Genomic DNA, 23996 nt, shown 5'->3' on the forward strand with positions numbered 1-23996 from the left:
CTTCTGGAGGGGATGTCCATGTCTACTTTGTCCGTCACTGTCGAAAAGCTGGTTGTCCACCCGCATGCCAATGCCGACCGGCTCGAGCTGGCCCAGGTCGGGTTGTATCGCGCCGTGGTCGCCAAAGGGGAGTTCGCGACCGGCGATTACGCGCTGTACATCCCGGAGCAGGCGATCCTGCCCGAGGCGCTGATCGAGGAGCTCGGGCTGACCGGGAAACTGGCGGGCGCACAACGCAATCGGGTGAAGACGGTGCGGCTGCGCGGTGAGGTGTCGCAGGGCATCGTGTGCCGGCCCGCGGCACTGGACGGCGTCGATCTGGCCCGGGCCGAGGCCGAGCGGACGGACTTCGCCGAGTTGCTCGGGGTCATCAAGTGGGTGCCGCCGATTCCGGTCGCCATGTCCGGGCAGGTGGAGTCCGCCCCGGAGCTGATCCGGTGGATCGATGTGGAAAACATCAAGCGGTACCCGGGGATCTTCGAACCGGGCGAAGCGGTGGTCGCCACCGAGAAGATCCACGGCAGCGCCTGCCTCATGACCTACCTCCGCGCAGGCGACCGAGTTCAGGTGTCCTCCAAGGGCGTCGGTGGCCAGTCGCTGGCGCTGGTGGCTGCCGAGGGCAACCTGTACTGGCGCGCGGTGCACCGGCACGGCTTGCTCGAAGCGGCTCGGAAGCTCAGTGCCGCAATGGGTCTCGCGCGGGTCGCGTTCTTCGGCGAGGTGTACGGCCAGGGCGTGCAGGACCTGCACTACGGCGCTGCCGCCGCGCACGACGAGACCCTCGGCTATGCGCTGTTCGACATCGCGATCGATCCGGAACCGGAACCGGTGCGGTGGCTCAGCCATGCCGAAATCGATGCCGCACTAGGCGATCTCGGCATCTCGGTGCCCCGCGTACCGGTGCTGTACGAGGGCCCGTACGACGCCGAGGTCCTGCTCGAACTCGCCGAGGGCAAGGAAGCCGTCACCGGTACCGGTGCGAACATCCGGGAGGGCCTGGTGGTCCGGCCCGCCGTCGAGCGGTACGCACCGATCCTGGCCGGCCGCGCCATCGGGAAGATCGTGTCCAACGCGTACCTGCTCCGTGACGGCGGCACCGAATACGAGTGACGAACCCCGGGGTCAGTGGGTCCGCGCCCACTGCTCCGGGTCGGGGCTGCCCGCGGCAATCCAGTGCCGGTGCTCGGTGGCCGCCACCTCGTAGGCGGATTCGAAAATCGTGCCGCTGCGCCGGGTCAGCGCCTCACCCAGGAACGCGCCGGGATCTATCCAGACCGGCAACGGCGGAACTTCGACCACCGGATGGGCCGGTGCGCCGGGCGCGACGATCGGTGTCGCATACACCCAGTTACCGTCCAGGTTGCTGGCGAAGATGTGCCCGACACCGCGGGCGAACCGCTCGAACAGGCTGTATTGCGCCACCGTCGGCGCCAATCCACCGGTCGGGAAGTGGCGCAGCAGCGCCTGTTCCAAAATCGGCAGCCGGTCCGGCCCCCAGGGTCGCGCACCGAGTTCCGGCACCTCGTCGAGGGCCAGTCGCTCCAGGTCCTCGTCCATCGCGGCGAGCCACGTGGTGAACTCCGGGTCACGCTGGCGCAGGGCATGCTGACGCAGTTCCTGCGGGCTGTATGCGACGAACTCTCCCAAATCCGGCTCCTTCGGGCGGGTGGCAGTCAGCACGGATTCTTCCCCGGGTGGCCGCCGGAACCCGGCAAGCACGGTCAGCGGCTGTGTCGGCGTCGTGTGCTGTGTCACTCCGCATCACATCGTCGCGCGCTGTCTCGTCCAAGGGGTACAAGCGACGAACAGGAGATGGGACGATGCGAGTTCTTCTTGCCGGTGCGACCGGAGCGATCGGGCAGCCACTGATCGCGGCGCTGACCGGACGCGGTCACCAGGTGCTGGCGCTGGCGCGCAAGCCCGAAAGCCACGGACTGATCCGGGAATTGGGCGGCGAGCCGGTGACCGCCGACGTGATGGATCGGGACGGATTGTTGCGGGCGGTGCGGGGACTCCGTGCCGATGCCGTGCTGCACGAAGCGACAGCCCTGAAGGGCGTAGGCCGCAAGCTGACCGCCGACGACCCGACAAACGCGTTGCGGGACAGGGGAACCGCGCACCTATTGGCGGCGGCAGAGGTGGTCGGCGCACACCGGTTCATCACCCAGTCCCTGATCACCGGGTACGGATACTTCGATCACGGGGACAAGCGGCTCACCGAGGACGACCCCTTCGGTGTAGAAACCGGCAGCTACGCCGACCCGGTGCTCGCGGGCTGCCGCGCCACCGAAGAGCAGGTGTTCGCGGCCGAGATCGAGGGAATCGCGTTGCGCTACGGCCTCTTCTACGGCCCGCGGGCATTCAGTGACATGTTCGCCGACCTGATGCGCAAGCGCACCCCGGTCATTCCGATGGGCGGCGGCGGGTTCGCCAGCTGGGTCCACATCGCCGACGCGGTCGAGGCGACCGTCGCCGCGCTCGAAAACGGGCGCGGCGGACAGGCTTACAACATCGTCGACGACGTGCCGATCACCTGGCGGCAGTTCGTGGACGCGGTCGCCGCCGCGCACCACACACCGCGCGCACTGGCCATGCCCACCTGGCTGATCCGGCTGACGGTGCCCTACCTGGCCTGCCTCATGTCCGACACCTCGATGCGGGTGTCGGCCGAAAAGGCCCGGCGCGAGCTGGATTGGACGCCGATCCATCGCTCGGTGCCCGCGGGCCTCGGGGTCGCGGCGCGCAGTTAATTCTTGGCGGCGCGCGCGGTGACGGCGGCCAGGTCGTGGCCCGCGATCACCTCGATGCCGGGCGGTAGCGCGTGCAGCCGGTGGATGGTGGCGAACGCCGCGTCCCGGTTGTTGTCGAAGAGCAGACCCGGCATCGGGGCCTTCTCTCGCAGCAGTTCGATCTGCAGTTTGCTCCAGACGGAGTCACCGGCCAGCAGCACCCGGGTCCCATCGTCCACAGCGAGCAGGACTCCGATGCTGCCGGGCGTATGGCCGGAAAGATCCACCAGCACAACGGATCCGTCGCCGAACAGATCTTTGCTGCGCGCGAAGGTGAGCACCGGCGGGCCGTCCAGCTCGAACAGGTCGAAGGTGCGTTCGCGCAGCGGGCCACGCGCTACCCCGATCGGCGCGTGCGGCCCACCCAGTGCCCAATCGTGCTCCACCGCAGGAAGTTTCATCGGCACCGAGGCCGGCAAGTCGAGCAAGCCGGAAACGTGGTCCCAGTGCAGATGGGTCGGGATCACGAAATCGATGTCACCGCCCGCGATATCGCGCGCGGCGAGCGCGTCGGCCAGACCCAGCACCGGCTTGTCCGGCGCCACCAGCAGCTGAATCGGGAACGGCATTTCCGGGATCACCCGGTCGTGCACACCCGAACACAGCGCCGGATCGACCAGAAACCGGGCTCGAGGGTGCTCGATCAGGAACGCGGCCATGGTCAGCGGCAGTTCCCGCAGGCTCCGCACTCCTTCGGCAACAATCGTTTCCGGTGCCGACATGGTCGCCTGGTTGAGCACGGTGAGCCGGACGGTATTGGTCGCAGGCGGCGCATCGGCCGAGGTCAGGCCGGCCAGCAACGCAGTGTCGGGTTGCCGCGGCCGCAACAGTCGCCCCGGTGTCGCCGCCAGCGCCGCACAGCAGCGCAGCACGGTCGACAGGGTTGGTGTCCGCCCGGCTCTGGAACCATCGGAATCTGGCACGCTTGTCACCGTAGGTGATCTAGGTGAATCCGGAGAACTATTCGGCCCGGCCCAGCAGCCGATCTGTTTCGCGGCGCTCACGTTTGGTGGGCCGGCCCGAGCCGCGGTCGCGCACCGGCAGACTCGCGAGCACTTCCTTCGGCGGCGGGGGCGGGCTGCGATCGATCAGGCACTGCGCGGCGACCGGAGGACCGACGCGCTTGGTGACAATGCGCTCCACGATCACGATGCGTTCGAGACCGCCGCCGCGGATCCGGATCTCATCACCGAGTTTCACGGTTTGGGCGGGCTTCGCCGTGGCGCCGTTGACGCGGACGTGACCGCCCCGGCACGCCTCGGCGGCGGCTGAACGGGTCTTGAAAAGACGCACCGCCCAGGTCCACGCGTCGACGCGGGCCTGGACGGGAGCAATCCGTTCGGTAGGGGGCACCCCTACAAATTAAACGACGCGGCGTGCCGTGACGACCTGGTCGGGCCGCAGCTGGGTGTAGGACACCGGGGTGCCGGACTGGACCGCGTTGAGCAGCTTGCCGTCGCCGGCGTAGATGCCGACGTGGCCGCCGCCGTTGGTGATGACGATGTCGCCGGGCTGTAGGTTCTTGAAGGCCACCGGCGCGCCGACGTGCGACTGCTCGAAGCTGGTGCGCGGCAGTTCGATTCCGGCCTGCTTGTAGGCCCACTGGACCAGACCCGAGCAGTCGAAGTTGTACGGGCCCGAGGCACCCCAGGAGTACGCGGCGCCGACCTTGGTCTTGGCGGCGTCCAGCGCGATGTCGGCCGGGGAGGAGGACGGGGCATCCCACGGGAGGGCCATGCCCGGATCGGGCAGGGTGCCGAGAGAGGACGGCGGAACCGAGGACAGCGCCTGACCCAGCTGCTTGCCGAGATCCTGGGCCTGCGCCTCGAACTCTTGCGGCACCGGGACATCGAAGTCGCCGATACCGGGGACGTTGATCGTCGCGGCCTGCGCCTGAATGGCGGGCATCGCGCCGGTCGTAGCAATTGCGCCCATGACGATGGCGCCCTTTACGGACTTCGGAACCCGAGATTCCCGCTGCAAGCTGTGTCTACCCACCGAGCTGAGTCTCCGTTTCATACTCCACCACCAACCGGGGACACGAGGCCCCGACGACCGATCGGTGGTGACTTCGTGGCGCCGCTTCTCTTACGAGCGACAGACTCCACTAAGTCACGAGAAGATTACGGTGCATACCCAATGTTGTCCAGCGCACACCTGCGCATGTTCTTGTGCGACAGCAAAACCCCAGGACGGGACGCTGCCAGCGGCAGCGTTATGGGGGTTACAACTCGATATCGCCGGGCAACTCACGCCGTTACCTGTTCCGCTCGGCCAGCGCGCGTTCGAGTTCGGCGATCCGGCGGCGGGCTTCGGCCAAGCCGACTTCGAGCTTGCCCAATGCCATCACCAACGGTCCGACCGCTAGATCCGCCACCAATTGCGGATCGTCGTATCCCTGCTCGATCGCGACCAGGATGTTGGATCGGATCAGCTCCGCCTGGGTGGCCCCTGCGGGCACATGCCAGGACTCGACTACCTCGGCAGTCGTATGGGGAACGGTTTCCTCGGACACCGCCCCAGGTTAGTAGCATCGCGCAGCGATTCAATGGGGGGCGGTGGTCGGGCGACGGGTGGGCAAGACTTCCGTGGCAATGGCAAGGACAAAATTGTCGCGTCTAGGAGAGTTCGTAGATTGCCTGAGAGAAAACGGACTTCAAGCGCTACGGTGTCAGAGTATGGACCCCGTGCGGAATCCGTATGCTCCCGGAGCCGGCCAGCGCCCACCCGAACTGGCCGGGCGCGATAAGCAACTCACCGCTTTCGACATCGTGCTGGAACGCATCGCGCGCGGTCGCCCGGAACGCAGCGTCATGCTCACCGGATTGCGCGGCGTCGGAAAAACGGTGCTGCTCAACCAGCTTCGCTCCGCCGCCATCAATCGCAGTTGGGGCACCGGCAAAATCGAGGCCCGCCCCGATCAGGAACTGCGCCGCCCGCTCTCCTCCGCGCTGCACATGGCGACTCGCGCGGTCGCGATGGCGCACCGCAATCCGGAGCGCGTCGACGACTTCCTCGGCATCCTCAAGGCTTTCGCGCTACGTTCCACCGCCGACAAGGGCATGCGGGACCGCTGGCAGCCCGGTATCGACGTCCCGGCAATCTCCGGCCGCGCCGATTCCGGCGATATCGAGATCGACCTGGTGGAGCTGCTCAAGGAAGCGGCGGCCCTGGCCAGCGATATCGGCGTCGGTATCGCGATCTTCATCGACGAGATGCAGGATCTGGGCCCCGCCGACATCTCCGCCATCTGCGGCGCCTGCCACGAATTGAGCCAGGACGCCGCGCCTTTGATCGTGGTCGGCGCCGGGCTCCCGCACCTGCCCGCGGTGCTCTCGGCGTCGAAGAGCTACTCCGAGCGCCTGTTCAGCTATCACCGAATCGACCGCCTGGACCGGGAATCCGCGGATCAGGCCCTGATCGCGCCGGCCCAGCGCGAGGAGGTGAAATTCACCGACGAAGCCCTGGACGCGTTGTACCAGAGAGCCGATGGCTATCCGTACTTCGTGCAGGCCTACGGCAAGGCGGCCTGGGATCAGGCGCCGGAGAGCCCGATCTCCGCCGAGGACGTCGAGGTGGCCGCGCCGACCGCGGAGGAGGAGCTGGCCGTGGGCTTCTTCGGCTCACGCTACGAGCGCGCGACACCGGCCGAGCGCGAGTACATGCGCGCCATGGCCGATCTGGCGGGCGACGACGGCCCGGTGGCGACCTCGGCGGTGGCGCAGGAGCTGGGCCGCAAACCCGCCTCCCTGTCCCCCGCGCGCGACGGTTTGATCAAGAAGGGCCTGATCTACTCGGCCGAGCGCGGCACCATCGGCTTCACCGTTCCGCACTTCGGGCGTTATCTGCGCAGCGTCTGATCCGCACCGGATATCGCACCCTTCAAGATCTTTCGGCCATATGCCTACCGGCGGGTAACCATAGTTCCTACACTCGGATGTGACGCTGATCACCTCCGAAGGAGGACATCATGGCGACCACCGCCAAAGTCGACGCCACCGAAGAACAGTCCCGCGCGCTCGTCGAGGAATCTCGCGAAACCAGCTGGGCCAAACCCTCGTTCGCGAAGGAGATGTTTCTCGGACGATTCCGGCTCGACCTCATCCACCCCTATCCCCAGCCCGACGCCGAAGACGCCGCGCGCACCGCGGCCTACCTGGCCCGGCTGCGCCCGTTCTGCGAAAGCATCGACGGCGCCGCGATCGAAGCATCGGCCCGCATCCCGGACGAGGTGGTCAAAGGCCTGGCCGAACTCGGCTGCTTCGGCCTGAAGATCCCGGAATCCTATGGCGGACAGGGACTTTCCCAGGTCGGCTACAACCGTGCGCTGATGCTGGTCGGTTCGGCCCATGCCAGCCTGGGCGTGCTGCTCTCGGCGCACCAGTCCATCGGCGTACCCGAACCGCTCAAGCTGGCCGGCACCGATGAGCAGAAGGCCGAGTTCCTCCCCCGCTGCGCCGCCGGCGCGGTGAGCGCGTTCCTGCTCACCGAACCCGATGTCGGCTCCGACCCGGCCCGCATGGCCAGCACCGCGACGCCGACCGAGGACGGCGAGGCCTACGTGCTCAACGGCGTCAAGCTGTGGACCACCAATGGCGTTGTCGCGGAACTGCTCGTGGTGATGGCGCGGGTGCCCAAGAGCGAAGGCCATCGCGGCGGCATCTCCGCGTTCGTGGTGGAGGCGGACTCCCCCGGCATCACCGTGGAGCGGCGCAACGCGTTCATGGGGCTACGCGGCATCGAGAACGGCGTCACCCGGATGCACGACGTCCGGGTGCCCAAGCGCAACCTCATCGGACGCGAGGGCGACGGCCTGAAGATCGCGCTCACCACCCTGAACGCGGGCCGCCTGGCGATTCCCGCGCTGTGCACGGCCTCGGCGAAGTGGTCGCTGAAGATCGCCCGCGAGTGGAGCGGTGCGCGCGTGCAGTGGGGCCGGCCGGTCGGCGAGCACGCGGCGGTCGGCGAGAAGATCGCCTTCATCGCCGCCACCACCTACGCCCTCGAAGCGGCCCTGGACCTTTCGGCCACCATGTGCGACGAGGCCCGCAACGACATCCGCATCGAAGCCGCGCTGGCCAAGCTGTGGGCCAGCGAAATGAGTTGTGCCATCGCCGATGAGCTCGTCCAGATCCGCGGCGGACGCGGTTACGAGACGGCCGCGTCGCTGGCCGCACGCGGTGAAAGAGCCGTCGCCGCCGAGCAATTGGTGCGCGATCTGCGGATCAATCGCATCTTCGAAGGCTCCAGCGAGATCATGAAGCTGCTCATCGCCCGCGAGATGGCCGACGCGCACATGTCCGCCGCCGGCGCGCTGGTGGACCGCAATGCCGAGTTCAAGGACAAGGCGAAAGCCGCCGTGGGCGCTACCGGCTTCTACGCCAAGTGGTTCCCGCAGCTCGCGGTCGGCACCGGCACGGTGCCCGCCACCTACGCCGAATTCGGCGCGCTGGCAAAGCATCTGCGCTTCATCGAACGCAACTCGCGCAAGCAGGCGCGTTCGCTGATGTACGCCATGGGCCGGTGGCAAGCGAATCTGGAGTACCGGCAGAACTTCCTGGGCCGCATCGTCGATATCGGCGCCGAACTGTTCGCCATGTCGGCCGCGGTGGTGCGGGCGCACGCGCTGCGCGACGCACCGGAGGGCAAGGCCGCCGCGGAGCTCGCCGACGCCTTCTGCCAGCAGTCCCGGGTCCGGGTGCGCAAGCTGTTCGGCGCGCTCTGGGACAACACCGACGACGAGGATCGCGCCGTCACCCGTGGCGTGCTCGACGGCCGCTACACCTGGCTGGAGGGCGGCGTCTTCGATCCGAGCGAAGGCACCGGACCGTGGATCTCGGAGTGGCAGATGGGCGCGTCCACCGAACCCAACCTGCTCAATCCGTTCCTGCCTTCCACCCGCACGACGACCACTTGAGCCGGTCGATCGGCAAGTATTCGAACGTATTGGATATTTGCTAGATAACTGAAGACTCTCGATACAAGGGCTCTCGCCATTCGCCGCGAGGGCCCTTGTCATCTTCGATAACAATATCTAGGACTCTCTACGGCATTTCCGAGATCGCTTGATAGACAGATGTTTCCGATCGATCATGAAGATCTAGCCATATCTAGGGCCTGACCTACGGCTTCCTAGATTCTCCGATGTCGATCTACCGCGTCAGTTACACAACGCGTACATAACGGCAGGTATGAAGAGCTAACGGGGCGGCAATGTATATCGACAACCGGGCAAGAAGCTCCGACTGGGTCGACGCACCACAGGAGAAGTCATGTCCACCCCCATCGCCCGGGTGGCCGCCGATTACGACGGCCATCGTGTCACGGTATCGGCCGACGACGGTGTCCCGATCGCGGTGCGAACCTTCGGCGCCGACACCGCCCCACTCACCGTGGTTTTCGTGCACGGACACTGCCTGCGCACCGACTCCTGGTCCTACCTGCGCGATCAACTGCTGAGCCGGTGGACTTCGGACACCCGGATGGTCTTCTACGACCATCGCGGGCACGGCGAATCCGGGGTAGCTCCGCCCTCGACCTACACCATCGATCACCTCAGCCAGGATCTCGACGCGGTGCTGCGGGCGGTCGCCTCGGCCGGCCCGGTCGTCCTGGTCGGGCACTCGATGGGCGCGATGGTGTGCCTCGCCTATGCCCGCCTGTTTCCCGAGGCGATCGGCACCCGCGTGGTCGGCGTCGGCCTGATCGCCGGCGCCGCCAACGGCATCACCGAGGTGGGCCTGGGCCGTTTCCTGCACCGGTACGCGGTGAACTCGCTACAGACCGCGGTGGTGCGCGCGCCCCGGGTGATGCAGGCCTCGAAGCGGTTCTCCCGCCGGATCTTCGAGCCGATCATCCGGGAGGCGCAATTCGGCACCAAGAAGGTGAACCCGCGCATGGTCGCGGTCGCCACCGCCATGCTGAACGACACGCCGCTGCTCACCATGTCCAGCTTCCTCGGCTCGCTGATCGCCTTCGACGAGACCGCGTCACTGCACCATCTGGGGAACATCCCCGCGCTGGTGCTGGCCGGTTCGCACGACATCGTGGTGCCGTTCGTGCACTCGGTGGTGCTGGCCTCGCAGCTGAGCAGCTCGGAGCTGGTACGGGTGGAGGGCGCCGGGCACAGCGTCATCCTGGAGCGCGCCGAAGAGGTGGCGCTGCAGATCGTCGCGCTGGTCAACCGGGTGTGCGCGACGATCGGCGAGCACGGACCGGAGCCGGAGTTCGCGGCGGCCAGCTGAGCCCACCTGCCCCCGTCATCCCGGCGGAGGCCGGGGTCCATCGCTTGGCGGAAGCTATGACAACTCCCTGAAGAGTCTGGGCAACACTCGGGCTATCCACCAGAGTTCTGGTTCCGACGAGCCAGATCGGCAATCGTCACGTACTGTGTTGTAGATCACGATGTGTGGTGGGTCACAGGGTTGTCGAGCCTCATCGCGATCGATGACCTGCCAGCGAACACAGGAGGAAACGATGACAGCCAGCGAAATCGCGGAACTCCGCTATGCGGTGGGCCAGCTCCGGCAATCCATCAGCGCACTGCGCTCGCACTACGGCGACGCCAACACCGTGCGCCGGCTGGAGAACGATCTCGAACGGCTCGTCATCGACGCCGAGGACTTCGAGCAGGCCCCGCCGCCCGAGATCACCCGCCGCCCGGGTGAAACCATCTACGTCCCGGACAGCAAGTCCGACGAGGCGGCGTGGATGGGCGCACAAGACGAGGGCCTGGGCTTCCACTCCCGTCCTCGCACCAAATAACAGTTCCTCGAACGTCCCGGCGCGCAAGCAGCCGGGACGTTCGGCGTATCAGGCTCGGTGGCGGCCGAAACGTCTTGATGGGCGGGAGCCGTGGAAGCGGGCGCCGCGTGGGGCCTCGACGACCGGGGCTTCGCGGGCGGATTCGAAGATCGCGGCGATTCCGTGGTCTGGGCCGAGGGCGATGGCTTCCAGGGCGTAGCGGCCGTCGTTGCGCGCTAGTTCGTGCAGCATCGTCGTCATGATGCGCAGGCCGGTCGCGCCGACGGGGTGGCCGAGCGCGAGGGCGGAACCGTTGACGTTCAGGCGGGTCTGCGGATCCAGGTCCCATTCCCGGGCCAGCGCGAGCACTTCGACCGCGAAGGCTTCGTTGATCTCGACCAGGTCCATGTCGTCGAGGGTGAGGCCGGTGCGGGCCAGCAGTTTGGTGACCGCGGGTGCGGCGCCGAGATTCGCTGCGGCGGAATCGGTTCCAGCTACCGCCCAGCCCGCCAGGTAGGCGATCGGCCGCAGGCCCAGTTCCTCCAGCCGGTCCTCGGCCACCACCAGGCAGCCGGCGGCGCCGTGCCGGTGCGAGCTCATATTGGCCATGGTCACCACGCCGTCCGGCAGCACCGGGTCCAGCATGCCGAGGGTCTGCGCCGAGATCTCCTCGATGACGCCTTCGTCCCGGAGGATCCGGTGCATCGCGGAATCGGTCAGCGGATCGATGCCGCCGGTGCGATCGGCCGCCGGACCGACCGCGACCATCTCGGCCGCGAAAATGCCTTGCCGCCAGGCCCGAGCGGCCTTGCGGTGGCTGGCCGCGGTGAACTCGTCGGCCTCGATGCGGCCGATGCCGTAGCGCTGCGCCACGACTTCGGCATTGACCAGCGCCCGCTGATCCGGCGCGGCCGGGCGCGGCGTGGACTCCACGCCGGCGGCGGCCACCACGTCGGCGGCGCCGGTCTGCACCATCATCGCCGCGGTGATCACCGCTTGCAGTCCGCTGCCGCAGCGGCGGTCGGTGCCGAAGCCGGGCAATGCCAGTCCGGCGGGTACTCCCCCGCCGGCCATCGCGACGTCTTCGATGCACCGGGGGTCGACGCCGGATCGTTCGACGACCCGGTCCAGGATCGCGGCGGCCAGTCCGTCCGGTGTCAGTGCGGACAGCGCGCCGCCGTGGACTCCACTCGGGGTGCGGACCGGCGCCACAATCGCGGCTCTTCTCATCGGGTCAGCACAGCACAGCCATGTTGCGACCGTGTGAAGTTCAAGGCCGTACGGTTTGGTTTCGGGTGCTGTGACATGAATCCTGTTCTGTTCGAACGGAGTTCGACGAGTGCTACTTTTCGGTTGGTGTCATACCAACACAAGATCAGTTGTGGCGCAGATCATATGGGTCAGCTTTGCCAGGACCCCGCTCACGCGATAGCTGACGTGTCGTATGGTGCTCAGCATCACATTCGATCGCGGAGGTATCGAATGACCATCCGTAGAGCAGATCAGCGAGGCATCCAGCTGTGAGTGCCGCACCGACATCCACTCCCGAAACCGGCACCGGCGTCTTCGCCAAGACCCGGGCCCGGATAACCGAGCGCACGCTGCGCACCGACAAGTGGTGGGTTCCACCGCTGATCACGGTGCTGGGCCTGAGCGCGTTCATCATCTACGCGACGGTGAGATCCTATGTGCGAACGGCCTATTGGGTGGAGGACTACCACTACCTGACGCCGTTCTACTCCCCCTGCGTAAGCACCAGCTGCGTCGAGGGCGCGCGGCACTTCGGCGCCTGGTTCGGGGAGATCCCGGCCATCCTGCCGCTGGGCTTCCTGGTACTGCCGTTCCTGCTGGGCTTCCGGTTGACCTGCTACTACTACCGCAAGGCCTACTACCGCGCGGTGTGGTTCTCCCCGCCCGCCTGCGCCGTCGCCGAGCCGCATGCCAAGTACACCGGCGAGACCAAGCTGCCGCTGATCATCCAGAACGTGCATCGCTACTTCTTCTATGTGGCAGTGCTGGTTTCGCTGATCAACACCTACGACGCGATCTCCGCGTTCCACGGCAAGGGCGGCGGCTTCGGCTTCGGGCTCGGCAATATCGTGCTGCTGGGCAACGTGATCCTGCTCTGGGCCTACACGCTGTCGTGCCACTCCTGCCGGCATATCGCGGGCGGACGGCTCAAGCACTTCTCCGCGAATCCGGTGCGGTACTGGCTCTGGACCCAGATCTCCAAGCTCAACACCCGGCACATGCAGCTGGCCTGGGTCACCCTCGGCACCCTCGTGTTCACCGATTTCTACGTCATGTTGGTGGCCAGCGGCACCATCTCGGATCTGCGGTTCATCAACTAGAGCTGAATCAGCCTCGACCCCAGGAGTATTCGCACCCATGCCAGAACTCGAGCGGCACAAATACGACGTCGTCGTGATCGGTGCCGGCGGCGCCGGTCTGCGCGCGGTGATCGAAGCCAGGGAACAAGGCCACTCCGTCGCGGTGGTGTGCAAGTCGTTGTTCGGCAAGGCACACACCGTGATGGCCGAGGGTGGCTGCGCGGCCTCGATGGGCAATGCCAACGAGAAGGACAACTGGCAGACCCATTTCAAAGACACCATGCGCGGCGGCAAGTTCCTCAACAACTGGCGCATGGCCGAACTGCACGCACAGGAGGCGCCGGACCGGGTCTGGGAACTGGAAACCTATGGGGCGCTGTTCGATCGGACCAAAGACGGCCGGATCAGCCAGCGCAACTTCGGCGGCCACACCTACCCGCGGCTGGCGCACGTCGGCGACCGCACCGGCCTCGAGATCATCCGCACCATGCAGCAGAAGATCGTGTCGCTGCAGCAGGAGGATTTCGCGGCGACCGGTGACTACGAGGCGCGGATCAAGGTCTTCTCCGAGTGCGCCATCACCGAGCTGCTCAAGGACGGCGACAAGATCTCCGGCGCCTTCGGCTACTGGCGTGAGACCGGCGGATTGATCCTTTTCGAAACGCCCGCAGTGGTTTTGGCGACCGGCGGCATCGGCAAGTCCTACAAGACCACCTCGAACTCCTGGGAATACACCGGCGACGGGCACGCGCTCGCGCTGCGCGCCGGGGCGACGCTGATCAACATGGAGTTCCTGCAGTTCCATCCCACCGGCATGGTCTGGCCGCCCAGCGTAAAGGGCATCCTGGTCACCGAGGGTGTGCGCGGTGACGGAGGGGTGCTGAAGAACTCCGAGGGCAAGCGGTTCATGTTCGACTACATTCCGCCGGTCTTCAAAGGGCAGTACGCCGAAACCGAGGAAGAAGCCGATCAGTGGTTGCGCGACAACGATTCCGCGCGCCGAACCCCCGATCTACTCCCCCGCGACGAGGTCGCGCGCGCCATCAACTCCGAGGTGAAGGCGGGGCGCGGCACCAAGAACGGCGGTGTCTTCCTCGATATCGCCTCGCGGCTGCCCGCCGAGGAGATCCGGCGCCGGCTCCCGTCCATGCATCATCAGTTCAAAGAGCTGGCGGATGTGGACATTACGAAGGAGCCGATGGAGGTCGGCCCGACCTGTCACTACGTGATGGGCGGCATCGAGGTGGATCCGGACACCGGAGCCGCCACTGTCCCAGGGCTTTTCGCGGCCGGTGAATGTTCCGGCGGCATGCACGGCTCGAACCGGCTGGGCGGCAACTCGCTGTCGGATCTGCTGGTCTTCGGCAGACGCGCCGGGCTCGGCGCCGCGAGCTACGTGGAGCAGTTGGCCGCGCGGCCCACGGTCACCGACGAGGACGTCGCGGCCGCGTCGGAAGCCGCTGTGGCGCCGTTCGAGCTGCCGGAGGAGGGTGGCGGGGAAAACCCCTACACCCTGCACTCCGATCTGCAAGAAGCGATGAACGACCTGGTCGGCATCATCCGCAAGGAACACGAACTGCAGCAGGCCATCGACCGCCTCGCGGCGCTGCGGGAGCGCTTCGACAGCGTGGTCGTCGAAGGAACGCGGCCGTTCAACCCCGGCTGGCATCTCGCGCTCGATCTGCGAAACATGCTGCTGGTCAGCGAATGTGTCGCGCAGGCAGCGCTGTTGCGCACCGAGAGTCGCGGCGGTCACACCCGCGACGACTTCCCGTCGATGGATCCGGCCTGGCGCAACAAGCTGCTGGTCTGCTCCATCGATCCGAACGACGCAAACGCCCCGGTGCCGGCCGTCCGGGTGACGCCGGCGGATCAGACGCCGATGCGGGGCGATCTGCTCGAACTGTTCGATGTGGCCGAACTCGAAAAGTACTACCGCCCGGACGAACTCCCGGGCCAACCGGCTACTGCCACGGAAGGTGAGGCCTAGCCATGGGATACGACGCGAAGTTCCGCGTATGGCGCGGCGACGATACGGGCGGCGCGCTGGAGGATTTCACCGTAGAGGTGAACGAGGGCGAGGTGGTGCTCGACATCATCCATCGCCTGCAGGCCACGCAGGCGCCCGATCTGGCCGTCCGCTGGAATTGCAAAGCGGGCAAGTGTGGTTCGTGTTCGGCGGAGGTGAACGGCAAGCCGCGGCTGCTCTGCATGACGCGCATGTCGACCTTCGGCGCGGACGAATTGATCACCGTGACACCGATGCGCACCTTCCCCGTGATCCGCGATCTGGTCACCGATGTGTCTTTCAATTACGTAAAGGCAAGGGAAATCCCGTCTTTCACGCCACCGGCAGATCTCAAACCGGGCGACTACCGGATGCAGCAGGTGGACGTGGAACGCTCGCAGGAGTTCCGCAAGTGCATCGAATGCTTCCTGTGCCAGGACACCTGTCACGTGGTGCGTGATCACGAGGAGAACAAGGAGTCCTTCGCCGGCCCGCGTTTCCTCATGCGGATCGCGGAGCTGGAAATGCATCCACTGGATGTGGCGGACCGCCGCGATTTGGCGCAGGAGGAGCACGGGCTCGGGCTGTGCAATATCACCAAGTGCTGCTCCGAGGTGTGCCCGGAACATATCAAGATCACCGATAACGCGCTGATTCCGATGAAGGAGCGCGTGGTGGACCGGAAGTACGATCCGCTGGTGTGGCTGGGTAACAAGCTTTTCCGGCGCTAGAACGGGAAACCGGCCGGGTGGATCACCCGGCCGGTTCGCGCACCCAATTCACAATGTAGCGATGACACCGAGGGCAACGACCCACACCAGCACACCGACGAACAGCGCCGACAGCAGTGAGCCGGACAAGATGTACACGCCGATCGCCGAGACGCCGAATAGCAGCGCCACGATCAGCCATTCCACCCAATCGCCCGGACGTAATTTCCGATACCGGGGATGGGTGTTCTTCAACCCACGGTCCACATGAATATAGCTACCCCGCTGTTAGGCGAGGTAAACAAACCGGTGATAGCACACGGTGCGTTCCGTGATCAAATCACTGCGGCCGATCGAACTCGCCGTCCTGCACACCTGCGGTGAATGCGGTCCATTCCGCAGGTGTGAATATCAAAACCCCACTGTCCGGGTCATTTCCGTTGCGCAGCGCCACGTATCCATCGGCCAGGAGCGCGACCTCGACGCCGTTGCCGGTCGGTCCACCGGTCGCCCGCCAGTTGGCGCCGGCTAAATCGACGTTCCCCTTCATGTCACGAACTCCTTCGCTACCTGCCGCAACAGGTTTCGGCTCGGTTGCACGTCCAGCGACGCGCGCTGCAGACTTTCGTGCGCCCGCAGGTACCGCTCGACATCGGCCGGGCGCTCCAGATACAGATCGCCGGTGAAACCCTCCACATAGACCACCGGCGGTTCCACCGGATGTCCCTTGCTGTCGGTCCCGAAGTGCAGGACGGTGAACGGCCCCGTCGCGTCGCCGAGGGGAATTCCGGCCGCGAACGGCAGAATACGCAGCGTCACATTCGGTTTGGTGCTGATATCGGCGAGGTGCCGCAATTGCGCCGCCATCACTTTCACGTCACCGACGACGCGGCGCAGCACCGATTCGTGCAGGACCACGTCGACCGCCGCGGGCGCGGTTTTCCGGGAGGTCAGGGCTTGACGCTGCTGGCGCAGCTGCACCCGCCGCTCGAGTTCGTCCTCGGAGGCCTCCGGATAGCCGAGCCGGTTCAGCGCCCGGGCATAGTCGGCGGTCTGCAGCTGGCCCAGGACGAGCTCGGATCGGTAGGAGGTGAGCCGGTGCGCGGACGCCTCCAAACCCACATAGACATCGAAATTCTCGGGAATCAGATCACCGTAGGCATGCCACCAGCTCTTCACCGCCGCCTGCTGGGCCAGGCCCTTGAGGGCTTCGGCCAGATCGCCGGGGATACCGTAGATGCGGCACAGCTCCTGGATGTCGATGGTCCGGATCCGGTCGGCCTGACCTTTTTCCATGCGCTGCAACGTGCTTGCGCCCCACTCCATCAACCGGGACGCCTCCGCGATGGTCAGCCCGGCCTGCGTGCGCCAATCGCGCAGATAGCGGCCGAGCTGGCGCCGGGGCAGCGTCGACGACCCGCCCTCCGCGCTCGCGGACCCGCGGTCGGTATCGCTGTCGGTCGCGGAAACTCTTGCCATACTCGCAGACACGGCACGCTCCGTTCAGTGCTCCGGCTCACCCGGTGAAGTACCTGGTCCGCCGCTCGGCTCGGCGCCCGGCACTTCACTTGGGCAATAGGCTCTTTGGGGGCAACAGCACTTCTCATCCAATATGGAGAATCTTCCTCTCCCCGATGGACTTCGTGCTGGGAATTCGCGCGAAATCTTCCGGCATCCGGCAAGTCCGTTGCTCGACGCCGCATCCGGTGGTGTGCTGAGAGTGTGCCCGGAGCCTTCCAGGCCCGGCCCCTCCCCGCTGCGAAAGCTCCGGGCACATCACAGGAATCGCACGCAGGAACGAGGAGTCATGGCCGTTGATGATCGATGCCCGGACCAGTCCCGCCGTGAGCGCTGGATGGTTCCCCCACGACACGCGCGTCGGCACGCTGGGCCGTGGACGATCGAAGCGGTAGAGGTAACTGGTGGAATGCCGGTACCCGGCTCCCGGGAAAGGATGGAGGTCGCGCCATGCAATTGACCAACCTGAACATGCATGTTGCCGCACTGCTCGCCTGCGGGACCGATCCCGGCCCGATGACGACCGAACAGGCGCATGCGGCAATGCAATTGCACCTCGACTGCACCGTGGACCGGTGCCGGGTGCGCCGCCGCGCGCGGGCGACACTGGTCGAAGCGGGCAAGTGTGTGCTGGACGAGCGGGCGCTGCGAACGTAAGCGGCCCCGCCGAGGGTGGCGCGCGGCCGCGACTGGGGAAGGTCGCGGCAGCGCGTCCCGTCGTCCCGGCTAGTGCCAGGAGTGATCGGTGAGTGGAGTGCGCGGGCCGAATTTGGGTTTGTGCGCGAAGCCGCTGATCTCCAGCAGGCGGACCGCCCGATACCGGTGCGGGCGAAGGGGTTCCAAGTAGTCGACCATCTCGTCGTCCTCGATCGGGCGGCCGAGCAGGGTCCAGCCCACGATCGCGGCGAGGTGGAAATCGCCCACCGAGAGGGCGTCCGCGTCACCGAAGGCGCGCTGGCCGATTTCGGCGGCGGTCCAGATACCGATGCCCGGGATGGTGCGCAGCAGGCGCGCGGCTTCGGCAGGGTCCTGAATCGCGGTGCGCTCCAATGATTCCGCGAGCCGGGCGGCGCGGACGATGGTCTGGGAGCGTTGCGGGCCGACATTAGCGCGGTGGTAGGTCCACGAGGGGATCCGCCGCCAGGTGTCGGCATCCGGGGGCAGGGTGAGGCCGGCCGGGGCGGGGCCGGGTGCCGGCGTACCGAATCTCCGGACCAGGCTGCGCCACGAGGCGAACGCGGATTGGGTATGCACCTTCTGTTCCAGGACGGCGGGCACGAGCGCCTCGAAGACCAAGCCGGTGCGCAGCATGCGCAGGCCGGGGAAGCGGCGGTGCGCCTCGACCAGCTTCGGGTGGTCCGGGGTGAAAGCGGAGACGTCCTCGTCGAGGCAGAGCATGTGCTCGAGCCGGTCCAAGAATTCGGCGGCGCCCGGACCCCAGGCGCGGGCCCGCACCGAATGCCGATCGGATTGGGCGAGGCGATAGGTCACCGGGCCGGACGGCATCCGCGAGGCATGCCAGTGCGTGCCGTCCGCGGCATCGATGTGGCAAGGATCACCCATGCCCCGGCGCAAGGGGGCAATAGTGTGGGCGAGATCGACCGGGCGGTCCGAGGTCACCGTCCGGACCAGGCCGGATTCGGCAACAGCCGCCTGTTCACGCACCGCACCATTCTGCCCGTCGCGCGCCGCGATATCCGCACCGGGCTAACAGGAGAATTGCCGGTGGCGATAACGATCTTGTTCCGCAAAGCTTTTGCCAGTCGTCACGCTCGGAGGAAATATTTCATGGTCACCAACCTGCTCAACGCGCTGCTCAATTTCTGGGGCGCCATTTCCCCCGGCAGCTCGGGCTACTCCATCCCGCCCGGCACCCTGCCCTTCGGCAGCTGAAGGTCGCGTGAGCTCGCCGCTGCGTGCGGCGAGCTCAGTCGTCCAGCAGGTACTGGGCCAAGTGCACGCCCTTACGTCCCGCCAGTTGCTCGGCTTGGGTACGGCACGAGAAGCCGTCGGCGAGCAGCGTCGCATCCTGCTCCTCGCGTAGGGCAGGCAGCAGGCCGTTCTCGGCGACCTGCACCGAAACGTCGTAGTGCCCCTGCTGCATGCCGAAATTGCCTGCGAGACCGCAGCATCCGGCGATCTCCCGCACTCGCACGCCCATCCTGGCCAGTAGTTGCCGGTCGGCGTCGAAGCCCAGCACGGCGTGCTGATGGCAGTGCGGCTGCACCACCACCTCCGCACCCTCTTTGCGCGCGGGCCGCCAGTTGGGTTGTGCCGCAAGAAACTCCGCGAGGGTACGGACGGCTGCGGCGGTCCGCGCCGCACGCGGGTCGTCGGGCAGCAGCTCCGGTAGATCGGCCCGCAGCACCGCGGTGCAGGACGGCTCCAAGCCGACCACGATCCCGCCCCCTCGCACGTGCTCGTCGAGCTCGTCCAACGTTGCTCGCAACCGCGCTCGCGCCGCATCCAGCTGGCCCGTACTTATCCACGTCAGTCCACAGCACACCCGGCGCTGTGGAATTCGGACCCGATAGCCGAGCGATCGCAGCAATCGAATTGCCGTAAGTGCGATTTCGGGGTCGAAAGCATTGGTGAAGGTGTCGATCCAGAGCAGGACTTCCGGTTGTTCCACGGATTCGGAACCGGAGGCCTCGATCACCCGCGCGTGCCACCGGCGTTTGCGCAGTAGGCGGCGGTTTGCGGGATCTAGGACCTCCGGGGCCCAGCTACTTTCGCGCAGTTGGCGTCGCAGGCTGCGGTCTGCGAGACGGGGGACTGCGCGCCGGGGGTCGATTCCCGCGGCGCGCAGACCGATTCGGCGGAGCCATTCGATGTTCGCCGCGGCGTTGGCGGTGCGCGGCATCCGGGTTGCCAGGGCGAGCCAGCGGGGGAGCCAGCCGAGGGTGTAGTGGTCGACGGGGCGGAGGCGACGGCGGTACCGGCGGTGCAGGGCTTCGGATTTGTAGGTGGCGAGGTCAACGCCGGCGGGGCAGTCGGAGCGACAGGCCTTGCAGGACAAGCAAAGGTCGAGGGATTCGGCGACGGCGGGGGAGTCCCACGGGAGGGCGCCGCGGACAACCTCTTGGAGGACGCGGGCCCGGCCGCGGGTGCTGTCCTTTTCGTCGGCGGTCGCGAGATAGGACGGGCACATGAAGCCGCCGGAGGGGCCGGTGTCGGCTCGGCACTTTCCGACGCCGACACAGCGGTGGACGGCGGTGGCGAGGTCGCCGTCGTCGTGCGGGAAAGCGAAACCGTTGGTGGCGGCGACTATTGGTAGCGCCGTAGCTCGCAGGTCGGTGTCGATCGGCTGGGGATTCACCAGGACACCGGGGTTGAGGACGTGATCCGGGTCGAAAAGTGCTTTGTACTCCGCGAATACGTCGAGGACTGCTCGGGAGTACATGATCGGCAGGAGTTCTGATCGGGCGCGGCCGTCACCGTGTTCGCCGGAGAGGGAGCCACCGTAGCGGACCACCAGTTCGGCGGCATCGAAAAGAAATGCCCGGAAGCGTTGTGGCGCATCTTTGATCGGCAGATCCAGGCGCACGTGGATACAGCCGTCACCGATGTGGCCGTAGAGCAGGCCGTCGACGTCGTGGTCGCGGGTGAGGTCGGCGAAGTCGCGCAGGTACGCGCCGAGGTGCTCGGGCGGGACCGCGGCGTCTTCCCAGCCAGGCCAAGCCGGTTTCCCGTCGGGTGTCCGACCGGCCAGACCGGCGCCGTCGGCTCGGATACGCCAAAGTGCCGCTGCTTCAGCAGGTTCGGTGACGATACGAGCGTCGAGCGCGCTGGCGGTTTTGCACAGGCCCACGGCGGCGTCCCACGCTCCTTGGGGACTGTCACCCGCGGTTTCCACGAACAGCCACCCGCCGCCGCGCGGTAGCTCCGGGACTGTCCCCCGGTGTGCACGCACGATATCGACCAGACGCGAATCGATTCCTTCGACAGCGATCGGGGTGCAGCGCATAACGGCCGCGACATCGTCTGCGGCGCTGGCCATGTCGTCGTAACCGAGCACTGTCAGTACGGTCGCCTCGGGCAGGGCAACCAAGTCGACGGTGGCATCGAGGAGTAGTCCACAGGTGCCCTCGGTACCGACGAACGCTTTCGCTACCGCCGAACCACGTTCCGGCAGCAGATGTTCCAGCCCGTACCCGGAGGCTTGCCGGTCGAACCGTCCGAGATCGGTCCGCAGCACGGCGAGGTTCGCCCTGGTGAATTCCGGCAGCCCTGGCACGACAGCCAGGTCGTTGCCCAGGCTCCGCTCGACCCCGTGCCCGTCGAGTATCCGCAGTTCCCGCACGTTGTCCGAGGTCCGCCCCCAGGCCACGGCCCGCGGTCCGCAGGCATTGTTCCCGATCATCCCCCCGAGCGTGCACCGATCCTGCGTCGACGGATCCGGTCCGAATCGCAACCCGTGCCCCCGCGCCTGCCGCTGCAACTCCGACAGCACCACCCCGGGTTGCACCCGCGCCACCCGCTGTTCCAGATCCAGCTCCAGCACCTGATTCATGTACCGGCTGAAATCCAGCACGATCCCTTCCCCGATCGCATTGCCGGCCACCGAGGTCCCGCCCCCACGCGCCGTCACCGAAAGCCCATTACCCCTGGCGAATTCGAGCACCCCCGCCACGTCTTCATCGCCGCGCGGAAAGACGACCGCCGCAGGCAGCACCCGATAGTTCGAGGCGTCGGACGAGTACTCCGCACGTCGCCGCGGCGACAGATCGACCGCGCAGCTGACCCGCTCGCGCAACGCCTCCACCACCCGATCCTCGCTCACCCCGCCAGCCTATGCCCGCGCCTGAACACCCCGGGGCACCTGCGCGTCACCGGGGGTATGGCGGCAGCCGTCGTGAGTGGTAGCGGCAGAGCCTCCCTTGGTTTTCGAGGCGGCGTTAGGTTCGGAAGGACGGTGTGGCCGGGGAATGGCTTGATCTGAACAAATGTTGAGGTTCTAGTGTCGGGGGTACCGGCTTGAATGGGCTGGGAGTGAGAGGGAGTGCGAGCGTGAATATCGAATCGGTGGCGTACAGCCAGATGTATCGGCGGATGAACGCGCCCGATGAGCAGCGTCCGTTCAGCATGGCGACGGCCAAGCGGATCCTGCGGTTCGCGCAGCCGCATCGGGCGCGGATCGCGGTGTTCCTGGTGTTCAGCGTGGTGTCGGCGTTGCTGGCGGTGGCCACTCCGGTGCTGGCCGGGCGGGTCGTCAACAACATTGTCGGCGGCGCGGCGGCGCGGGTGGTCGTCATCCTCGCGCTGGTCATCGGTGTGATCGCGCTCCTCGATGCCGCGCTCGGGGTCGGTACGCGGTGGTTGTCGTCGCGGATCGGTGAGGGCTTGATCCTGGATCTGCGTACCGCGGTGTTCGACCATGTGCAGAAGATGCCGATCGCGTTCTTCACCCGGACTCGCACAGGTGCGCTGGTCAGCCGCTTGAACAATGATGTGATCGGGGCGCAGCGGGCGTTCAGCGACACCCTGTCCGGCGTGGTCGCGAACCTGGTGACGCTGCTGCTCACACTCGGCGTGATGCTCACCATTTCGTGGCGGATCACCCTGCTCGCGCTGGTGCTGCTGCCGGTGTTCGTGATCCCGGCCCGGCGGATGGGCAATCGGCTCGCCACGCTGCAGCGGGAGGCGGCGAAGCTGAACGCGGCGATGAGTACGCAGATGACGGAGCGGTTCTCCGCGCCGGGCGCCACCCTGGTGAAGCTGTTCGGCCGGCCGGTGCAGGAATCGGATGAGTTCGCGCTGCGGGCGCGCCGGGTCCGCGATATCGGGGTGCGCACGGCGATGCTGCAGACGGTATTCGTCACCTCGCTCACCTTGGTGTCGGCGCTGGCACTCGCCCTGGTCTACGGCCTCGGTGGCTGGTACGCCCTGCGCGGGCAGTTGGATGCCGGTGCGGTCGTTGCCCTTTCACTGCTGCTGACCAGGCTGTACACCCCGCTGACCGCGCTGGCCAGCGCCCGCATGGAGATCATGGCCGCGCTGGTGAGCTTCGAGCGGGTCTTCGAGGTGCTGGATCTGAAGCCGTTGATCGAGGACGCGCCCGGTGCGGTGCCGGTGCCCGCGGGTCCGGTCGCGGTGGAGTTGGACGGCGTCACCTTCGGCTACCCGTCCGCCGACAAGGTATCGCTGGCCTCGCTGGAAGAAGTCGCTACGCTGGACACCCGGGGTGGGGTGGATGTGCTCCACAATGTGTCGCTGCGAGCCGAGCCCGGCCAGCTGGTCGCATTGGTCGGTTCCTCGGGAGCCGGTAAATCGACTGTGGCCCAACTGGTTTCCCGGCTCTACGACGTGGACAGCGGCGCGGTGCGCCTGAACGGCACCGATGTGCGGGAGCTGAGCACCGAGTCGTTGCGCGACACCGTCGGCCTGGTCACCCAGGACGGCCATCTCTTCCACGATTCGATCCGCTCGAACCTGCTGCTGGCCCGCCCGGAAGCCACCGAAGCGCAGCTGTGGGATGCCCTGGAGCGCGCCCGCCTGGGCGACCTGGTGGCCTCGTTGCAGGACGGCCTGGACACCGTGGTCGGCGAACGCGGCTACCGCCTCTCCGGCGGCGAACGCCAACGTCTCACCATCGCCCGCCTGCTGCTCAAGCAGCCCCGGGTGGTCATCCTCGACGAGGCCACCGCCTCCCTGGATTCCACCTCGGAAGCCGCTGTCCAGGAAGCGCTTTCCGAAGCGCTCGAAGGCCGCACCGCCCTGGTGATCGCGCACCGCCTCTCCACCATCCGCGCCGCCGACCTCATCCTCGTCCTGGAAGACGGCCGCATCATGGAACGCGGCACCCACACCCAGCTCCTGGCCGCCGAAGGCCGCTACGCCGAGCTGTACCGCACCCAATTCGCCGACGACACAGTCGAAGTCGCCGCCTGACCAAATC

23 protein-coding genes are annotated in these 23996 nt (G+C 66.8%); 12 read left to right on the forward strand and 11 right to left on the reverse strand.

The features are described 5' to 3' along the window. Positions 1-18 precede the first annotated feature (18 nt). Positions 19-1110 (forward strand): RNA ligase (ATP), encoded by a 1092-nt coding sequence (locus IBX22_RS17065; protein WP_194816540.1) that lies wholly within the window; start codon positions 19-21, stop codon positions 1108-1110. A gap of 12 nt (positions 1111-1122) precedes the next feature. Here IBX22_RS17065 and IBX22_RS17070 read toward each other — a convergent pair whose 3' ends face one another. After that, positions 1123-1755 (reverse strand): hypothetical protein, encoded by a 633-nt coding sequence (locus IBX22_RS17070; protein WP_194816541.1) that lies wholly within the window; start codon positions 1753-1755, stop codon positions 1123-1125. 65 nt (positions 1756-1820) lie between these two features. Here IBX22_RS17070 and IBX22_RS17075 point away from each other — a divergent pair, with 65 nt between their 5' ends. Beyond that, positions 1821-2750: an NAD(P)-dependent oxidoreductase gene (locus tag IBX22_RS17075; protein WP_194816542.1), complete on the forward strand. Its 930-nt coding sequence runs from the start codon at positions 1821-1823 to the stop codon at positions 2748-2750. Here IBX22_RS17075 and IBX22_RS17080 read toward each other — a convergent pair. The 4 genes from IBX22_RS17080 to IBX22_RS17095 form a co-directional block, all read right to left on the reverse strand. After that, on the reverse strand, positions 2747-3712 hold the full coding sequence (locus tag IBX22_RS17080; RefSeq protein WP_309234645.1) for an MBL fold metallo-hydrolase: 966 nt from the start codon (positions 3710-3712) through the stop codon (positions 2747-2749). The genes IBX22_RS17075 and IBX22_RS17080 overlap by 4 nt on opposite strands. A gap of 37 nt (positions 3713-3749) precedes the next feature. Beyond that, a complete protein-coding gene (locus IBX22_RS17085) occupies positions 3750-4142 on the reverse strand; it encodes an RNA-binding S4 domain-containing protein (RefSeq protein ID WP_309234646.1) in 393 nt (130 codons plus the stop codon). Positions 4143-4151: 9 nt separating this feature from the next. Then, positions 4152-4787: a C40 family peptidase gene (locus IBX22_RS17090; RefSeq protein ID WP_375540246.1), complete on the reverse strand. Its 636-nt coding sequence runs from the start codon at positions 4785-4787 to the stop codon at positions 4152-4154. A gap of 259 nt (positions 4788-5046) precedes the next feature. Continuing rightward, positions 5047-5304: a hypothetical protein gene (locus IBX22_RS17095; protein ID WP_194816544.1), complete on the reverse strand. Its 258-nt coding sequence runs from the start codon at positions 5302-5304 to the stop codon at positions 5047-5049. A 163-nt stretch (positions 5305-5467) separates the two neighbouring features. Between IBX22_RS17095 and IBX22_RS17100 the strand changes: the two genes are divergently transcribed. From IBX22_RS17100 to IBX22_RS17115, 4 genes are all read left to right on the forward strand, one after another. Further along, positions 5468-6649 (forward strand): ATP-binding protein, encoded by a 1182-nt coding sequence (locus IBX22_RS17100; protein ID WP_194816545.1) that lies wholly within the window; start codon positions 5468-5470, stop codon positions 6647-6649. A 110-nt stretch (positions 6650-6759) separates the two neighbouring features. Continuing rightward, positions 6760-8706 carry an acyl-CoA dehydrogenase family protein gene (locus tag IBX22_RS17105; RefSeq protein WP_194816546.1) on the forward strand — a complete coding sequence of 649 codons (1947 nt, stop codon included), beginning with the start codon at positions 6760-6762 and terminating at the stop codon, positions 8704-8706. 355 nt (positions 8707-9061) lie between these two features. Next, positions 9062-10033, forward strand: a complete 972-nt coding sequence (locus tag IBX22_RS17110; RefSeq protein ID WP_194816547.1) for an alpha/beta fold hydrolase — start codon at positions 9062-9064, stop codon at positions 10031-10033. Positions 10034-10265: 232 nt separating this feature from the next. Continuing rightward, entirely contained in the window at positions 10266-10553 is a 288-nt protein-coding gene (locus IBX22_RS17115) for a hypothetical protein (protein ID WP_194816548.1), read from the forward strand. A gap of 48 nt (positions 10554-10601) precedes the next feature. On the opposite strand, the gene IBX22_RS17120 is transcribed toward IBX22_RS17115, so the two are convergent. Then, entirely contained in the window at positions 10602-11762 is a 1161-nt protein-coding gene (locus IBX22_RS17120) for an acetyl-CoA acetyltransferase (RefSeq protein WP_194816549.1), read from the reverse strand. Between the two features lie 290 nt (positions 11763-12052). Here IBX22_RS17120 and IBX22_RS17125 point away from each other — a divergent pair, with 290 nt between their 5' ends. The 3 genes from IBX22_RS17125 to IBX22_RS17135 are packed head-to-tail and all read left to right on the forward strand — an operon-like array spanning position 12053 to position 15601. Next, positions 12053-12883: a hypothetical protein gene (locus IBX22_RS17125; RefSeq protein WP_194816550.1), complete on the forward strand. Its 831-nt coding sequence runs from the start codon at positions 12053-12055 to the stop codon at positions 12881-12883. A 37-nt stretch (positions 12884-12920) separates the two neighbouring features. After that, on the forward strand, positions 12921-14852 hold the full coding sequence (locus tag IBX22_RS17130) for a fumarate reductase/succinate dehydrogenase flavoprotein subunit (RefSeq protein WP_194816551.1): 1932 nt from the start codon (positions 12921-12923) through the stop codon (positions 14850-14852). A gap of 2 nt (positions 14853-14854) precedes the next feature. Beyond that, positions 14855-15601: a succinate dehydrogenase/fumarate reductase iron-sulfur subunit gene (locus IBX22_RS17135; RefSeq protein WP_194816552.1), complete on the forward strand. Its 747-nt coding sequence runs from the start codon at positions 14855-14857 to the stop codon at positions 15599-15601. Positions 15602-15649: 48 nt separating this feature from the next. Here IBX22_RS17135 and IBX22_RS17140 read toward each other — a convergent pair whose 3' ends face one another. The 3 genes from IBX22_RS17140 to IBX22_RS17150 all read right to left on the reverse strand — a co-directional run bounded on the left by IBX22_RS17140 (position 15650) and on the right by IBX22_RS17150 (position 17071). Then, complete coding sequence (locus IBX22_RS17140; protein WP_194816553.1) at positions 15650-15847, reverse strand: hypothetical protein; 198 nt, start codon at positions 15845-15847, stop codon at positions 15650-15652. A 73-nt stretch (positions 15848-15920) separates the two neighbouring features. Further along, the gene (locus IBX22_RS17145; RefSeq protein ID WP_194816554.1) at positions 15921-16130 is read right to left on the reverse strand and encodes a DUF397 domain-containing protein; all 210 of its coding nucleotides are present in this window, start codon (positions 16128-16130) and stop codon (positions 15921-15923) included. Next, on the reverse strand, positions 16127-17071 hold the full coding sequence (locus tag IBX22_RS17150) for a helix-turn-helix transcriptional regulator (RefSeq protein WP_309234648.1): 945 nt from the start codon (positions 17069-17071) through the stop codon (positions 16127-16129). The genes IBX22_RS17145 and IBX22_RS17150 overlap by 4 nt, the downstream gene beginning before the upstream one ends. A 477-nt stretch (positions 17072-17548) precedes the next feature. Between IBX22_RS17150 and IBX22_RS17155 the strand changes: the two genes are divergently transcribed. Beyond that, positions 17549-17755 (forward strand): hypothetical protein, encoded by a 207-nt coding sequence (locus tag IBX22_RS17155; protein WP_194816555.1) that lies wholly within the window; start codon positions 17549-17551, stop codon positions 17753-17755. A gap of 69 nt (positions 17756-17824) precedes the next feature. Here IBX22_RS17155 and IBX22_RS17160 read toward each other — a convergent pair whose 3' ends face one another. Next, positions 17825-18763: a DNA-3-methyladenine glycosylase gene (locus tag IBX22_RS17160; protein WP_194816556.1), complete on the reverse strand. Its 939-nt coding sequence runs from the start codon at positions 18761-18763 to the stop codon at positions 17825-17827. On the opposite strand from IBX22_RS17160, the gene IBX22_RS17165 reads away from it, so the two are divergent. After that, on the forward strand, positions 18686-18991 hold the full coding sequence (locus IBX22_RS17165; protein ID WP_194817885.1) for a hypothetical protein: 306 nt from the start codon (positions 18686-18688) through the stop codon (positions 18989-18991). The two genes, IBX22_RS17160 and IBX22_RS17165, sit on opposite strands and share 78 nt — an antisense overlap. Positions 18992-19025: 34 nt before the next feature. On the opposite strand, the gene IBX22_RS17170 is transcribed toward IBX22_RS17165, so the two are convergent. After that, positions 19026-21881, reverse strand: coding sequence for an FAD-binding and (Fe-S)-binding domain-containing protein (locus IBX22_RS17170; protein ID WP_194816557.1), 2856 nt, complete (start codon positions 21879-21881; stop codon positions 19026-19028). A gap of 257 nt (positions 21882-22138) precedes the next feature. On the opposite strand from IBX22_RS17170, the gene IBX22_RS17175 reads away from it, so the two are divergent. Further along, positions 22139-23989, forward strand: coding sequence for an ABC transporter ATP-binding protein (locus IBX22_RS17175; RefSeq protein ID WP_228539087.1), 1851 nt, complete (start codon positions 22139-22141; stop codon positions 23987-23989). The last annotated feature ends 7 nt before the right edge of the window (positions 23990-23996 follow it).

This window comes from Nocardia sp. XZ_19_385 (genome assembly GCF_015355755.1).
In the GTDB taxonomy this organism is placed as follows: Bacteria; Actinomycetota; Actinomycetes; order Mycobacteriales; family Mycobacteriaceae; genus Nocardia.